General features: G+C 58.7%; 16 protein-coding genes. 6 read left to right on the top strand and 10 right to left on the bottom strand.

Going from position 1 to position 14,898, the window contains the following annotated elements; all coding sequences use genetic code 11:
- Nucleotides 1–200: 200 nt before the first annotated feature.
- The 6 genes from AC4IHP_RS04935 to AC4IHP_RS04910 all read right to left on the bottom strand — a co-directional run bounded on the left by AC4IHP_RS04935 (nucleotide 201) and on the right by AC4IHP_RS04910 (nucleotide 6,866).
- Nucleotides 201–560, bottom strand: a complete 360-nt coding sequence (locus AC4IHP_RS04935) for a DUF6124 family protein (protein ID WP_490831013.1) — start codon at nucleotides 558–560, stop codon at nucleotides 201–203.
- A 536-nt stretch (nucleotides 561–1,096) separates the two neighbouring features.
- Nucleotides 1,097–1,609, bottom strand: a complete 513-nt coding sequence (locus AC4IHP_RS04930) for a hypothetical protein (RefSeq protein ID WP_280035659.1) — start codon at nucleotides 1,607–1,609, stop codon at nucleotides 1,097–1,099.
- An 85-nt stretch (nucleotides 1,610–1,694) separates the two neighbouring features.
- Nucleotides 1,695–2,948: an OmpP1/FadL family transporter gene (locus AC4IHP_RS04925; RefSeq protein WP_490831012.1), complete on the bottom strand. Its 1,254-nt coding sequence runs from the start codon at nucleotides 2,946–2,948 to the stop codon at nucleotides 1,695–1,697.
- 144 nt (nucleotides 2,949–3,092) lie between these two features.
- Nucleotides 3,093–3,761 carry a DUF3313 domain-containing protein gene (locus AC4IHP_RS04920; RefSeq protein ID WP_490831011.1) on the bottom strand — a complete coding sequence of 223 codons (669 nt, stop codon included), beginning with the start codon at nucleotides 3,759–3,761 and terminating at the stop codon, nucleotides 3,093–3,095.
- 89 nt (nucleotides 3,762–3,850) lie between these two features.
- Nucleotides 3,851–5,881, bottom strand: a complete 2,031-nt coding sequence (locus AC4IHP_RS04915) for an alkyl/aryl-sulfatase (protein WP_490831010.1) — start codon at nucleotides 5,879–5,881, stop codon at nucleotides 3,851–3,853.
- Nucleotides 5,882–6,428: 547 nt separating this feature from the next.
- Entirely contained in the window at nucleotides 6,429–6,866 is a 438-nt protein-coding gene (locus AC4IHP_RS04910; protein WP_490831009.1) for a type II secretion system protein N, read from the bottom strand.
- A 120-nt stretch (nucleotides 6,867–6,986) separates the two neighbouring features.
- On the opposite strand from AC4IHP_RS04910, the gene gspH reads away from it, so the two are divergent.
- Both gspH and AC4IHP_RS04900 read left to right on the top strand, forming a co-directional pair.
- Nucleotides 6,987–7,433 (top strand): type II secretion system minor pseudopilin GspH, encoded by a 447-nt coding sequence (gene gspH / locus AC4IHP_RS04905; protein ID WP_490831008.1) that lies wholly within the window; start codon nucleotides 6,987–6,989, stop codon nucleotides 7,431–7,433.
- The gene (locus AC4IHP_RS04900; protein WP_490831007.1) at nucleotides 7,430–8,035 is read left to right on the top strand and encodes a type II secretion system protein GspJ; all 606 of its coding nucleotides are present in this window, start codon (nucleotides 7,430–7,432) and stop codon (nucleotides 8,033–8,035) included. The genes gspH and AC4IHP_RS04900 overlap by 4 nt, the downstream gene beginning before the upstream one ends.
- A 533-nt stretch (nucleotides 8,036–8,568) precedes the next feature.
- Here AC4IHP_RS04900 and AC4IHP_RS04895 read toward each other — a convergent pair.
- From AC4IHP_RS04895 to AC4IHP_RS04885, 3 genes are read right to left on the bottom strand one after another with little or no spacing between them, the layout of a single operon-like run.
- On the bottom strand, nucleotides 8,569–9,507 hold the full coding sequence (locus AC4IHP_RS04895; protein ID WP_490831006.1) for a FecR family protein: 939 nt from the start codon (nucleotides 9,505–9,507) through the stop codon (nucleotides 8,569–8,571).
- Between the two features lie 32 nt (nucleotides 9,508–9,539).
- Complete coding sequence (locus AC4IHP_RS04890; RefSeq protein ID WP_041480103.1) at nucleotides 9,540–10,091, bottom strand: RNA polymerase sigma factor; 552 nt, start codon at nucleotides 10,089–10,091, stop codon at nucleotides 9,540–9,542.
- A complete protein-coding gene (locus tag AC4IHP_RS04885; RefSeq protein ID WP_460119616.1) occupies nucleotides 10,088–10,810 on the bottom strand; it encodes a secretin and TonB N-terminal domain-containing protein in 723 nt (240 codons plus the stop codon). Before AC4IHP_RS04885 ends, AC4IHP_RS04890 begins: the two co-directional genes overlap by 4 nt.
- 164 nt (nucleotides 10,811–10,974) lie before the next feature.
- Here AC4IHP_RS04885 and AC4IHP_RS04880 point away from each other — a divergent pair, with 164 nt between their 5' ends.
- Nucleotides 10,975–11,262 (top strand): hypothetical protein, encoded by a 288-nt coding sequence (locus tag AC4IHP_RS04880; protein WP_490831232.1) that lies wholly within the window; start codon nucleotides 10,975–10,977, stop codon nucleotides 11,260–11,262.
- 96 nt (nucleotides 11,263–11,358) lie between these two features.
- On the opposite strand, the gene AC4IHP_RS04875 is transcribed toward AC4IHP_RS04880, so the two are convergent.
- Entirely contained in the window at nucleotides 11,359–11,799 is a 441-nt protein-coding gene (locus tag AC4IHP_RS04875; RefSeq protein ID WP_130886981.1) for a carboxymuconolactone decarboxylase family protein, read from the bottom strand.
- Between the two features lie 443 nt (nucleotides 11,800–12,242).
- On the opposite strand from AC4IHP_RS04875, the gene pdxR reads away from it, so the two are divergent.
- From pdxR to AC4IHP_RS04860, 3 genes are all read left to right on the top strand, one after another.
- Nucleotides 12,243–13,676, top strand: coding sequence for a MocR-like pyridoxine biosynthesis transcription factor PdxR (gene pdxR / locus AC4IHP_RS04870; RefSeq protein ID WP_490831005.1), 1,434 nt, complete (start codon nucleotides 12,243–12,245; stop codon nucleotides 13,674–13,676).
- Between the two features lie 123 nt (nucleotides 13,677–13,799).
- Nucleotides 13,800–14,093 carry a putative quinol monooxygenase gene (locus tag AC4IHP_RS04865; RefSeq protein WP_460119621.1) on the top strand — a complete coding sequence of 98 codons (294 nt, stop codon included), beginning with the start codon at nucleotides 13,800–13,802 and terminating at the stop codon, nucleotides 14,091–14,093.
- A gap of 202 nt (nucleotides 14,094–14,295) precedes the next feature.
- Nucleotides 14,296–14,697, top strand: coding sequence for a cupin domain-containing protein (locus AC4IHP_RS04860; RefSeq protein ID WP_490831004.1), 402 nt, complete (start codon nucleotides 14,296–14,298; stop codon nucleotides 14,695–14,697).
- Nucleotides 14,698–14,898 lie beyond the last annotated feature (201 nt).

Below are 14,898 nucleotides of genomic sequence, written 5' to 3'. Positions count from 1 at the left end.
ATTTCATTCGCCCGCTGAACATTCAAAAGGGCCGGATCTATTGTTCAAAAATAAATCCGGCCGTTTTCCCAACGCCCCCAAGATCTCAGCCGTCAAACCAAATCTCGCGACCAACACACAATCTTGTGGGAGCGAGCCTGCTCGCGAAAGCGCCAGTCCTAATAACAAATCACCTTTCTGGCGCCCCCGGGACATCTACCTCACCCCGCCACCTCCAAATTATCCATCACCCGATTCACCGCCAGCTCCCCCAACATGATCAGTTGAGCAACCCCCAACAACGCCCGCCGCTGCGGCGCTGGCAGCAAACTGGAAATGTCCTGAGCAATCGTCTTCGCCGAAGCAAGCGTTTCACTCGCATCAGCCAGCAGTTCTTCATTCTTGGTATCCGCCGTCACCGCATACATCCCACGCGCCTTACGTGGCGGAGGCAGGAGATTGTTTGGCGACAGGTAATGATCGAGCGCGCGGTCGGCGGCTTCGTGGAGCTTGTTGGAATCGAGGAATTCGTAGGGAGATGTGGTATCGGTTTCGGGCGGGTTGGGTGTTGGTTTGATCATGAGTGAATCTCCAAATCATAGAAAAGGAGCCATCATCTTTTCGCTACCAAACGAAGGGGTGGTGGCCATACGAAGGTTGGTAGACCGGCGACTTGGAAAACCGGCGCGCCCGAAGACGCCCTGCGCATGGCCACCATAAAGCAACAGCCTCAAAAGGACTGTATCGGGTGACGCTATGCGCCAAGTCTAAGCCGGGCTACCAAACCCGATCGCTGATTCGTCAGCGACCCGACCACAATAGAACCCGCCCCCAAGGCGCACAAGCCGGCGGATTCTGGCGTAGCTGTAGGCAATGGCGCAAGGATGTGTAGCCTAGGAGCGTGACTAGAGATGTCTTTTTAAACATTTGTGTTTATGAAGCGCAATTGCGCCACGTTGGGCGGCGCAGATGCGTCCCGTATCGGACTGTTGAGCTGACTTTTACCCTAGAGAACGCAGCTTTCGGCCAAAAGCAGACGTTCGATCTCGACTTATCACTGCCCAGAGCCTTCGCCACGAGTGGTCGCGGACTCGTGATGCGTAAACAGTTCGGCACTCTAGCGCTGAATAGGCGGAAGCGGCCCGACGAACATCACCTTTAGCCGATCCTTGCCGATTACACGGGCCAATTCTGCAATAACGCAATACATGAATATCAGCGTGATCAGCAATATCTGCACCGCCCAAAAACGAGGCCAGTTCATCGAAGCCCATAGCAGGGAGTTCGCTTCCATGAGGTTCGGGGCTTCCTTCCAGTAGTCGTAGAGCCTCTCCAGGTAGTGGACAAGCAACGCCACCAATGCATACATGAGTGTCTTCCAGATAATATTCCAGAGCAGCGGTTTATCGGGAAAACGATTGATGAAGGGCAGCATATCCGCGACCAGGACAGACTTTCCAAGTATGAGGGCCGCAATCAGCACCGAGGCTGAAACCGGAAGATCGACCCCCGACCCTTTGATCATAAGTGAACGAATCAATGCGACTATGTGCAAGATAACGAAAAAGAAGATGGTGGGCGGGAGCACTTTCAGGAATTCATGTTTGACCTTGTTAATCACATCGCTCATTTCGGCATCCTTTGGAAGTCAAAAACCCGCTTTGCACTAAGACAAATAGTGCTCAAACACTCAAGGCATGGTGTTTTAATCGTCCTCAGAACCGCCATGTAGCACCACCACCGATGATGTGCAACGCGGCGTTCTTATAGGTGCCCGATAAGGTGGTGTCCGAACGTGACTTGTTCTGATCCACATCCATGTCGCCTAGCCAAACCAGTGTGTACGCCGCATGTAAGTCCAGTCCGTCCTCGATCTGGTAATTGATCCCGGTCGCCACGCGCCAAGCGTCTCCCATCGGATTATCGACGGTTCGGTCTTTATCCTCCACGGCCGAACTGTCATAGCCCAGGCCCACGCTCCAACGCAGGCGCGGCGTGGCCTGATACTGGGTACCGATCGAGGCGTGCCAAGTGTCTTTGTACTGCCGGTTGGCAGTTCGACTGACGTCGGCGGCATTGGCGTCGACCTCCACGCCGATTTCGCCGAACTCACTCCAGTCCTGCCAACCGAGGCTGCCCAGAAGTTTCCATTGTGGATCGAGGTCTTGGGCAACACTGAGCAGCACGGTTTGCGGCACCGACATGTCCAGTTCCAGTGAATCGACATCCAAGCGTCGTAGTGCGGCATTGATGATCGGATTATCGACTTTGCGCACGCTGGGACTGTCCTTGAATTCCAGATCAATCTTGCTGGTGTAAGCCAGGCCGATCCGCGTGCGTTCGCTCACTCGATAGAGCAGGCCAAGATTGATGCCGGCACCGACGTCGGTGTCCTTGTATTCGAGTTGACCATCAGAACTGTCGCGCAGTCCGAGCAAGTTATTGTTGATCGCCGTTTCATTGCGGTAATAGCCGTACATGATGCGTGGGCCGATGCCAATGGACAGATCATCTGTGAACTTGTGCGCTAATGTCGGCTGGAACGACACACCAATGATCGCCGCTTCCTGGTTGAAGTAGCGGCCAGCCCAATCGTCATCGTAATCCAGAGCCAGGCCGAAGTTGCCGTACATGCCGAAGCCGATGGCCGAACGATCATCGATCTGGTGGCTGACGAAGAAACTGGCGCCCGGCAAATACTGCAGGGCGTTGCCGCCTTCGTTGCCATTGAATTGGTTGTTGCTGTCACGGGAGAACCGCATGTCTCCGAGGATCAACTGCCCATTCGCGCTGATCTGGGTGCCCTTTAGCTCTGTGAGGCCGGCGGGGTTGCTCATGAGCACGCTTGGATCGGTGGCCAATGCGGCCGCCCCCGCATTGGCAAGACCATTACCTTCCTGGCCAGCCTCGTAAATCAGAATGCCCCCGGCCCAAGTATGGTCGCTGAGCAAGCCCAGGCTGAGAGCCAAGAAAGAAACCTGGAATCGGCGAGCGTAGCCGCTTGTGTGCATAGCGCATCCTCTGCGAAACCTTGCCCCAAACGCTTTTCGTTAGAACGGCCACCTGCGTGACACCCGTCTCGGCAGATTCAGGTCAGGTGGCCGTGGTTAGCGCTATTTCTTCAACTGCTCATAAGACTTGACCATGTCCCGTGCCCAGACATCGAGCACCGCTTTGAAGTCATTGGCCTCCAGGACTTGCGCGGAGTTGTCGAGATCAGCGCCGGCGCCCTTGCGCACCACTTCGGCGACCAGTTTGTTGTCACTTCCATCGAGAAATGCGGCTTCGGTCGCGAGGCTGGTGTCCTGATCACGAATGCCGGTGGCGGCACTGACACCAGCAGCCACCAAGGCAATCGGGATCACTTCATACGGACGCAACCCCTTGGTCTTGGCACTGGCTGCGGTGATGGCCGGACGTACCACCAGCACGCCCGGACCTGGGCCGCTGGCGAGCGGAAGTGCGCTGGAAAAGGCATTTTTCAAAGTCTGATCGTAGTACTGAGTGATGCCATTGAGGGTCTTTTGCGGGATTTTTGCGGTAGGTTGCGGCTTGGGAAAGAGCTGACTGGGTTCGACGTAAACGCTGGTGAATTTGCTGACATCGACTTTCGGATCAATCCAGCGCATGACAGCTGCACCTGAAGGCGATTTCTCCTCCTTCAGGACGCTGTAGTCGCCGAGAAATCCGGAGTACTGCTCCGGGTCCACGTACTTGCTGGCACAGCCGGAAAGGGCCAGAGACAGCACACACAACGGTACAGCGAGTACTTTGAATCGCATGAGAACGCTCCATTGTCGAAATGATGTGATGCTGGTCTGCGGCGGCATTTTGAACCGCTACCGCAGACCGACATCCACTGACTCGCTCGTTACGGCGTGACGATGTTGAACCAGAAATCGAAGTTATCCATATAGGACACCAGCTCCTCCAGCTTGCCCTTGGTTCCTTCTTCCTTGATATCACCGGAAGCCAGAGCATCTTTTAGCGTTGTTTCCTTTAGCACGATCTTGTTCAGCGTATCGCGGGTCAAACTGATCGTCGCATCGGCGTCTTTCGCTGCCACGCCCTCCGTATGGTTGAGCACGCCATTGACCATCTCCACAGAATATTTTTGCTTGAGATCGGTGAAATCAAAATTGAGCGATAGATGTTTATCTTCCGCTTTCGGGCCATTCAGGCGCATGGCTAAGAAGTCGAAGAACAGATCCAGATCCATCGCCCGTACCGTATCTGGGCTGGCGGTATCGGGAGTCGGTAGCTTCATCACACCATCGCGCAACTCCTTGGCACCGGTGAGGTAGAAGTTACGCCACGGCCCGCTCTCGGCCTGGTAACCCAGCTGCTCCAGGGCATCCGCTTGCAGGTTCTTCGCCGCCTGGCTGCTCGGGTTGGCGAATACCGCATGGTTGACCACCTCGGCAACCCAGCGGAACTCGCCTTTGTCGTAATACTCCTTGGCTTTCTTCAGGAGCGCCTCCTCGCCGCCCATCATCTCCACGTAATGCTTGGCACCTTCTTCCGGGGGCAGTTCGTTCAGCGTGGCCGGGTTGCCGGTGAACCAACCCAGGTACAAGACATAGGTGGCTTTGACGTTGTGGTTCACCGATCCGTAATAACCACGGTTTGAAAATTTGTTCGCGATCCCTTTCGGCAGTTTGAACTGCTCTGCGATCTCGACCATGGTGTAACCCTTGTTGGCCAAGCGCAGGGTTTCGTCATTGATATAACGATACATGTCGCGCTGGGAAGACAGTTGCTCGCGCACCTCTTTATTGCCCCAGACCGGCCAATGGTGCATGGCATACATCACCTGCACGTCATCGCCCCAGAGCTTGAGTGTTTCGTTCAGGTACTTCGACCAGGCCAACGGGTCACGAATCTTGGCGCCCCGCAGGGAATAGGTGTTGTGCAACGTATGGGTGGAGTCTTCGGCGGTATTGAGGGCTTTCTTTTCCTTGATGTAATAGAGCATCTCGGCCGGCGCTTCACTGCCAGGCGCATACAGGAATTGATAGGTCAGACCGTCAATAACATGGGATTCACCCGTGGTCTTGATGATGTCGGTGGGCGGGATCAGCGTCACCGTACCGGCCGAAGTGGTGGTACCCAAACCTGCGCCCAACTGACCGGTCGGTGAAGGCGGCAGCAGGTTGCCATACTGGTAGCTGGCACGGCGGCTCATGGCGGTGCCAGCCATGACGTTTTCGGCCACGGCATGCTCAATGAAGCCTAGGGGCGCGTAGATCTTCACTTTGCCGGCTTTCACATCTTCTTCGTTGATCACGCCGCGTACACCACCGTAGTGGTCGATATGGCTGTGGGTATAGATCACAGCCACCACCGGTTTTTTCGGCCGATGCTGGTAGTAAAGATCGAGTGCGGCCTTGGCGGTTTCGGTGGAAATCAGCGGGTCGAAGACAGTGATGCCGTCCTTGCCTTCGACGATGGTCATGTTCGACAGGTCATAGTTGCGAACCTGGTAAATACCTTCAGTCACCTCGAATAAGCCAGAGATGTTGATCAGCTGCGACTGCCGCCAGAGACTGGGGTTGGTCGTGTCCGGTGCTACCTCGCCTTCCTTGATAAATCCGTATTTCGTTGGATCCCAGATTACATTCCCGGAAGCGCCTTTAATGACCGTCGACGGCAAGGGAGCAATGAATCCTTTATGCGCCAACTCAAAGGATGTCTTGTCGTTGAACGGCAACTCTTTGAGCAACGCATTGTTCGCCGCCTTGGTGGCTTCCGAGGCAGGCTTTGGCTTTTCCGCGTCAGCCGCGAGAGCTTGCGAAGCCAATGCTATGGCCGCTACCAACGATAAAGCGGCGCCAGCCAATTTCAAGGAACGCCATTCCCCTGCGGATTGACGTTGCACTCTCGAGTGAATTTCCAAGACCATCTTCTACGCTCCTTCATAGTAGGAATGCGCTAAGCCTAAAGCGCAAAGAACAAGCCCATTTGAAGGTAGTAGGAATTCGCAGTTGGCCAGGGAAAACTCGATCGTTTTCAGAAATCAAGTGAAACAAATTTTATCGTAAGTAATGACAAACTTAAGGTTTCGGGAGGTGAAAAAGTGTCGGATAAAGCCCCGAAAAAAAACTATGGAATTCCAGGCAGATCAGCAGGTTGTGATTAGTTATACAAACAGATGGAATTTGTCACGCATTCAAATCCTTCGATAACTGCATTCGCGATAATCACCATTTATACGCTGCTCTGAGGCGACGAGTGGTCATCCCGCTGCCAAATGTAACCACGGTCAAGATGGTTGCAAATGGCCTTACATACGAGATTTTCCACATCAAAGCGCTCGGTCATGAATGTTCGCTTATGGCCGCAAGCAGCCGCTAACGGACGCCCGCTACTGGCCGACAACGGACGAACAAAATCTGGTTTTTGAGTAAAAGCAAACGTCAAGACCTCGGGGATGTCCCTTTTTCCCCGCTCTACAATTCCGGCCGGATCAGCCTCGGCATCTCCACCCCCTCCCCCAACCTCTCAACCCCCAACCGCACCCTCTCCCCACCCCGCTCAATCACCACCCCATCCCCCTCAACCCCCACCAACTTCACCCCAACCCCAACCTTCTCCCCCACCAAAAAACTCCTCGGCGCGCCATCATTCAAACTCAATATCGCCACCGTCCCACTCCCGCCCGCGATTACCCCGCTCACCTTGATATCCACCGGCGCGGTCTCATTGGAAAACCACTGCAACGCCGGGCTGTCACTTCTCGCCGCGAGCACTTGCGGGGCGGCTGCGGGGGTGTGCGATTCCGCCGAGGTCAGCAGCAGCGACGACCATGTCGCGACGCCCACCAGGGCGGCGAGCAGGGCCAGGGCCTGGACGGTTTGCGCCGGGGTAATCCGTGCGGTGAATTTCATGGGTTGTCGCTCCTTGTTGTCCCTGCTGCCAGCCTACGCGGCAATTCTCTCCGTTTTATTTCACATGCCTTACATGTTCGCCGGGCACGATGGGGTGGGACGCCAAGGAGCGCGTGGGTGATGAGCAGGCAGCAGGGTTTTACGTTGATCGAGTTGATGGTGGTGCTGGTGATCATCGGGATTGCCAGTGCGGCGATCAGTTTGAGTATCAGGCCTGATCCGTTGCAGTTGTTGCGCAAGGATGCCGAGCGGGTTGCGCAGTTGTTGCAGGTGGCGCAGGCCGAGGCTCGCGCGGATGGGCGGCCGATTGTGTGGGTGACGGATGCCAAGGGGTTTCGGTTTGGGCGGCGTGAGGATGATGGCGTGGGGTTTGAGTCGTTCAAGGAGGATGCGCAGTTGCGCCCGCGTGCGTGGCAGAGCCCGAAGGTCGAGGTGCGGGTGGAGCCCCGGCAGACGGTGGTGCTGAATGCTGAGTGGATCAATCCGCCGTTGCGGCTGATTTTGTCGGATGGGGCCAATCGGCTGAGTGTGCTGCGCGATGGCAGTGGGCGGATCAGTATTCAATGAAGACTCAGCAAGGGTTCACTCTGATTGAGGTGATGGTCGCGATTTTGCTGATGGCGGTGGTGAGTCTGATTGCCTGGCGCGGGCTGGACAGTGTGACGCGGGCGGACAGTCATTTGCAGGCCAGCAGTGAGCAGAGCGATGGGTTGTTGCGGGTGTTGAATCAGTTGCAGCGCGATGTGGACATGCGCGCGGGGGTGGAGTTGAGCGAGCCGCGCAAGGTTGGGGCTGAGGATGAGGCGCCGACTGCGCCGCCGGCGGTGACGGTGCGCAGTAGTGACAGCAAGGGGTTTCGGCTGGACATTATTCGCAGCGCGGCGGATCAGCCGGGGGCGTTGCAGCGGGTTCGGTGGTGGGTCAAGGGGGATACGTTGTATCGGGCGGTGGCTGAGGCGCGCAGTCGCTATCCGTTGCCGGCGCCAGGGAATGGGGTTGCTGTGTTGAACGAGGTGAGTGATGTGCAGGTGCGGGTTTGGGAGGTGGACAAGGGGTGGCGGCAACTGAGCGGGAATCGGCGGGAGGATCCGTTGGGGTTGGAGATTAGTTTGAGTCGGCAGACGGCGCAGGGGGTTGAGCGCTATCGGCAGGTGATTGGGTTGCAATAATTTGGCAGTCACCAAGCAAATGTGGGAGCGAGCCTGCTCGCGAACGCGGTGGGTCAGTCAACATTATTGTTACTGGTAGACCGCTTTCGCGAGCAGGCTCGCTCCCACAATTGGGTTGGGGGCGGTCAGTTGCAGGCTTGCCGCCTGTTAGGCGGTCATCGCTGGCAAGCCAGCTCCCACAGGGATCGAGTGAGACCGGAAGATATTGGTCAGTTGGGCAACCGCTTTCGCGAGCAGGCTCGCTCCCACAATTGGGTTGGGGGTAGTCAGTTGCAGGTTGAGTGGCTGTTAGGCCGTCATCGCTGGCAAGCCAGCTCCCACAGGGATCGAGTGCGACCGGAAGATATTGGTCAGTTGGGCAACCGCTTTCGCGAGCAGGCTTGCTCCCACAATTGGGTTGGGGGCGGTCAGTTGCAGGTTGGGTGGCTGTTAGGCCGTCATCGCTGGCAAGCCAGCTCCCACAGAAAGCAAGAGCAAGATCAAGAGATCGCAGCCTGCGGCAGCTCCTACATTTTGATCGCGGTGGGCTTTGGTTAGCTGAGCACTACGACGCCGCCGGGCAGTTCGGTGCATTTGACGCCATAAGCATCACGAATCAGCAAGGCGACGCCGGCGAGTTGGTCGAGGTTGAAGCGGGCCTGGACGCGGCGTTGGCCGAGTTCGCGATTGAGCAGCAGGAGCATGCCGGGGCGGTAGCGGTTGATTTCGTCGATCATCTGGCTGAGGGTCGCGCCGTTGAACACCAGCACTTGTTGGCGCCAGTTCATCACGGCGGCGGTGTCGACGGTTTGTACGTTGCCGATTTGCCGTGCGTCGTAGGTGATTTGCTGGCCGGCTTCGAGGCGCAGGTTGCGGCCGTCGATGGCGACGTCGACCGCGCCGTCGAGGCAGGTCACGCAGACTTGCTGGTCGGTGTTGCGCAGGTTAAAGCGGGCCTGACTGGCGCGCAACCACCCTGCCCCGGCCTGCATCGCCAGTGGCAGGCGTGCGGTTTGTACTTCGACTTCGCCGCTGACCAGTTCGAAGCCCTGCACGCCGTTTTCGACGCTGCGCTGGTTAATGCGGGTTTGGGTGTTGAGTTCGAGGCTGACGCCTTGTGCCGGTTCGACCCGGCGCTGCTGGCCGACTTCGGTGATGTAGTCGGCGCCCAGCCCTTCGAAGCCGCCGGGAATGGTGCCGCGCACCAGCAGGAATGCGGCGGATGCGGCAATCGCACCGCCGAGAAATGCCCGTCGACCGAAACTGCGTCGGCCCTGCAGCGCTTCGGCGGCCGGTTGCAGGTGATGCCATAGCCGCTTGGCTTCTTCGAAGGCCCGGACGTGTTCGCCACTCTGCGCGCACCATTCGCGCAAGGCGCGGGCGTCGGCGACGGTGGCGCGGCCCGAGGTCAGCAGGATCAGCCAATCGTGGGCTTCGCTGTGCAGAGACTCGGTGGCCGAGGGCTCGGCGGGTTTCAGTCGAAAGATGTTCAAACGCGCAAATTCTCAACGGATTAATCGGGTCACTATTCGCTAGACGGTTTTCCGGCCCCGCGACCGAACCGCTGAAACACTTTTCTTTCAAGTTTCGCTGCGCAGAAGCCCAGCGCGGCTTTGATTTCCTTCTCAACCATGCGCGTGGAAATGCCGAAACGCTGGGAGATTTCCAGGTGCGGCGCCTCTTCCAGCCGCGCGGCGATGAAGATCCGCCGACGCCGTGCGGGCAGTTCGTACAAGGCGCTGAGCAGGGCCTGCATTTCCTTTTGCCCGCCGACCACCCGCGCCGGGTCGAGGGCTTCGTCGCCCAGTTGCAGCAGTTCCTCGACTTCGGTGCCGGTGAGCAGGCGCGCATCCGCCTGACGGCGGTCGGCGGCAATGTTGAGGGCCATGCGATACAGGTAGGCGTTGGGCTTGAGCAGGTTGGGCGGGGTCTCCATGCGATCGACCCGCAGCCAGGTTTCGTGCAGCACGTCGTTGGCCAGATCCTCGGAGCCGAGGCGGCGGCGCAGGCGCACGCGAAAATCCTCGTAGGAGCTGAGGAACAGCTGGCCCATCGTGCTTTGTCCGGCGTCTTTCATCCCCCGGAAACTCCTTCCCATCTCGTGCATTCCATGCGTTTCCCTGACGACTCCGGTAACAACAGCAACGTGACCGGCTGGCGCAAGGCGCTGGGCGTCGGCCGATCGATTGTGAGGTTGCGAAAACTTTCCACCAGCGCGTTATCGCGCCGTACATCGCCGGTCGATGTCACCAACCGGTTGTGCTGCACCACGCCGTCGCGCCCGACCCACACCTGCAACACCGCGCGATAACTGCCCGGGCGGGTCAGCGGCGAACGACACAGCTTGCGCTCGATCGCCGCTTGCACCGCCGTTGCGTAACTGCGGTTGACCGCGACAGCGGCCGGCGTGGGTTTGTCCGTCGGCACTGGCAGGTCTTCCACCTGCGCCGCTTGCAGAGTGAACGCATCGGCCCGGGCGTAACGCGCCATCAGTCCCGTGCCGCCGAGCAGATGGCGCAAGGCGTCGGCGGCGGTGAATTCGCCATCTACAGCGAGGGAGCGACGGCCCCGGCTCAACTGGCTGTCGACCAGCACTGCAACGCCGGTAGCGCGGCTGTATTGGTCCAGCGCCCGGGCCAGTTCCTGCGCCGGGATGTGCAAGGTCAGTCGCATGTCCGCCGCTGCCGGATCTGCATGGGCCGCGCCCGCCAGCAGACCGAGCAGCCACCCCAGACCCGCGCGGCGCACAAGCGTCGCCGAGCGCTGAAGACTGATCTGCGAACTGCCTCGCTGCACGACTGGCGCACCCCTGAAAATCGCTATCCTGCGGGGCATTTATGACTCTGGTATGACGGGCGGTGCAAAAAAACCATCACGGGTTTTGCGCCGCGCTTGCACTAGACTCAAACCCAGAGCGGCCCAATCGGGCGGGCCAGGAGGCAGACATGAAATCACGGTGGATGTGGGTCTTGTTGATGACGGTGGGCACCGCGCAGGCGGAGGAGCCGCTGGGCTGTGTGGAAGTCACGGTCGGCGGTTACAAGGCGCCCAATTACGATTGCCTGAGCCAGCAGATGGGCAACAATCCAGAGGGCGCGGCGGCGGCGCAGAAGAATATGGAAGCGTTGAATGTGCCGGTGCACAAGCGCGCGCCGAATCAGGTCGGGCTGGCGACGCCGGCCGCGACCAGTACGCGGATGGGCAATACGTTTGGCACCTCGGTGAAACCGCAGCGGCCGCCGAATTAGGCGAGGTCGACATCAAAGGATCGCAGCCTTCGGCCGCTCCATGGGGTCATGCGCATTTCCCTGCAGGAGCTGCCGAAGGCTGCGATCTTTTGATCTTCAGTCACTCGGGGTCTGGCGAAAGCTGACGGCCAAGCGGTTCCAGCTGTTGATGGTGCTGACCGCAACCGTCAAATCCACCAATTCACCTTCATCAAATTGCTCGCGCGCCTGCTGATAGACGTCATCCGGCACGTGGCTTTCGGCCAACAGCGTCACCGCCTCGGCCCAGGCCAGCGCCGCACGTTCGCGGGGGTTGAAGAAGTTGCTGTCGCGCCACACCGCGATCGCGTAAAGACGCCGATCGCTCTCCCCGGCTCGCCGCGCGTCCACCGAGTGCATATCAGTGCAGAACGCGCAGCCGTTGAGCTGCGAGGCGCGGATTCTGATCAGTTGCAGCAGCGGTGCTTCGATACTCAGGTTGCTGGTCAGCGCCTCCATGGCAAGCATCGCTTTCATCGCCTTGGGCGACGCGTTGTAGTAATCCAGACGCAGGGACATGGCGCGGCTCTCGGCAGGCGGAATAATGAGTTCACGGTACGGGCTGGGGTGGGCCTGCTACAGCCCCAATTCGACGAATTCCGGCTACACCAATGAACCTCGGCCAAACGCAATACCTGTGGGAGCGAGCCTGCTCGCGAAAGCGGTTTCCCAGACAAATATTCATCCACTGCACCACCGCCATCGCTGGCGAGCCAGCTCCCACAGGGTTTAACGTCGTTCACAAGATTTGTGCACGCCGCAAAAACTGTGGGAGCGGGCTTGCCAGCGATAGCGAAGTCTCAGACAACGAATCTGTTCAATGACCCACCGCTTTCGCGAGCAGGCTCGCTCCCACAGGGATTTACGCCAATTTGCGGTTTTTACTCCACGCAACTACTGCCAAAAGCCCAACAACGCTAATCTGACCGACACTTCACTCAACACCCGGGAGCCTCGTCGGTATGGAACTTCATGTCGTGATCAACGGCCGCAAGGATCTTGCCGGTCAGTTGTATCAGCAGTTGCGCGCGGCGATTGAATCCGGGCGTTTGGCGGCGGGTACGCAGTTGCCGCCGAGCCGCTTGCTGGCCGAGCAATTAGGCATTTCGCGCAAGACCATTTCCGACACTTACGCGCAGCTGACTTACGAAAATTTCCTCACCGGGGTGATCGGCAAAGGCACCTACGTCAACGCCCGCCCGGCGCAGGTGCAGCGCAAGCAGAGCCACACCGAGCTGGCCAGTGCCGAGGTGATCGAGAGCTGGCGCAATCTGCCGGTGTTCCTCCGCCATCCGACGCTGGAAGGTTCGCTGCGCTACGACTTCATCGGTGGCGCCACCAGCAAAGGCCAGTTCCCGCACGACGACTGGCGCCGTTGCGTCGCCCACGCGATGCGGCAGATGGCGCAGTCCAAAGGCTTCTACAGCGTTGCCGAAGGCTTGCCGGCGCTGCGCAATGCGATCGCTCGGCACATCGCGTTTTCTCGCGGCATCAATTGTCAGGATGAGGACATCGTCGTGTGCAACGGCGCGCAACAGGCGCTGGACCTGATTGCCCGCGTACTGACCCGCCCCGGCAGTCTGGTGGCGATGGAAGATCCAGGTTATCCGCCCGCGCGCTTGCTGTTCGGCACCCATGGCGCCGAAGTGGTCGGGGTGCCGGTGGATGCCGAGGGTATTCAGGTCGAGCAGATTCCCGATGGCACCCGGCTCATCTATGTGACGCCGTCGCACCAGTTTCCGCTCGGCATGGCGATGAGTCAGGCGCGCCGCGAGGCCCTGCTCGCACGTGCCCATGAGCTCGGCGCGATCATCATCGAAGACGATTACGACAGCGAATTCCGCTACGAGGGCCGGCCCACCGATTCGCTGTACAACCTCGATCAGCGCGGCATCGTCGCCTACGTCGGCACGTTCTCGAAAACCTTGCTGCCGGAGTTGCGCCTGGGCTACGCGATCCTGCCGCCGTCGATCATCGAGGCGGTTATTCGCGCCAAGCAGTTGACCGATCTACACGCCTCGACCCTGCCGCAATGGGCGCTGGCGAAGTTCATCGCTGAGGGTTGCCTGCTCAAGCACATCCGCCGCTGCCACACGATTTACGCGCAGCGCCGCGAGCGCATCCTGGCGCGCATGGCGACTGATCTGGCGCCATGGCTGCAAGCTGTGCCGGCCAGTGCCGGGTTTCACATGGCGGTGTTCTGTAAGGTGCCGATCGATTTGCCGCTGGTCATTGAGCTGGCAAAAAAGGTCGAGGTCGGCCTGTATGCGATCAGTGGTTTCTACTACCAGCAGCCGGCGAAAGAAGGTCTGTATTTCGGCTTCGGCGCCATCGAAACCCTGGACATCGACATCGCCCTCGATCGCCTGCGTGACATCCTCGAACAGCTGTCATGAGCCGTTGGTATAAGGCTTTTACCGCCGATTGGTTATTGGTGATTCACGGCGGCAGGCCTATTCTGCACAGGCGTTATCCCTCAGTGAGCAGGATTCGTCCGGCCTGATTCAGGAGTGTGAGCAATGTCCAGCGAAGTGATCAATACGGTTGAAGTGAAAGCTGCTGCGGGCCGCTCGGAAGAGCTCGGCAAGCAATTGCAGAAGATCGTCGACACCCTGCGCCAAACCCCGGGCTGCGATTCCTACCTGGTCGACCGCTGCCCGGAAGACAGCCACCGCTGGACGGTCAGCGCGCGCTGGCAGTCGGAGGCGGCGATGCAGGCGCATTTCAACCGGCCCGAGGCGCAGGGGTTTATCGACCTGATCGATAGCCGCCTGGCCAATAGCGTCGATTTCAACAGCTTTCCCATTGTCTGACATGTCCCCTTCGCGAGCAGGCTCGCTCCCACATTGAAATGCAATTAACTGTGGGAGCGAGCCTGCTCGCGAAGGCGATTTGTGCCGCACCGAAATTCATCCGAGGCCAATTGGTCACCTGACCTTCGTGAATATTGGCCGTTTGAACCGGCCACATTGGGGCCTACTGTGAGCACACCCCAACCATCACAGGTAACCCGCCATGAAAGCCCAGCCCTTCTTCGCCGCCGCCTTCGCCGTCACCCTTTGCGCATCGGCAATGGCTCACGATCCGTCCGAGAAAATTACGGTTCTGCAGGAACAACTGCTGAAAAACGCCCCCGGCAAGAAAGCCATGATGATCGAAGTCGACTACAAGCCCGGGCAATCCTCGATCGCCCATAAGCACGAAGGCACTGCGATGGCTTACGTGCTCGACGGCGAGGTCATTTCACAGGTCAAGGGCGAGAAAGCGATCACTTACAAGAAGGGCCAATTCTGGTACGAGCCGGCCGGGTCCGAACATCTGGTGTCGAAAAATGCCAGCTCGACCAAGCCGGCCAAGTTGCTGGTGTTCATGGTGCTGGCCCCGGATGAGCAGGTGCTGATCCCGCTGGAAAACTGATGGCTGCCTGATCAGCCATAAACGAAAGGCGCAAATCGGCTATTTGCGCCTTTTTTATTGCGCAGCGGCATTACCTGCAAACGCTTAAAGCCAATAAAACTAACCCCGCACAGGTTATTCAGCCAATGGTCAGGCCGGCAGGTTTACCCTGAATATCCGCCGAACCATCGGCCCGTGCACACTCATCGATAGACCTTGTTT

The organism is Pseudomonas sp. UF-293 (assembly GCF_058245595.1).
Note: the sequence above shows the minus strand (reverse complement) of the source record. Positions and strands in the feature narration are given on the sequence as shown.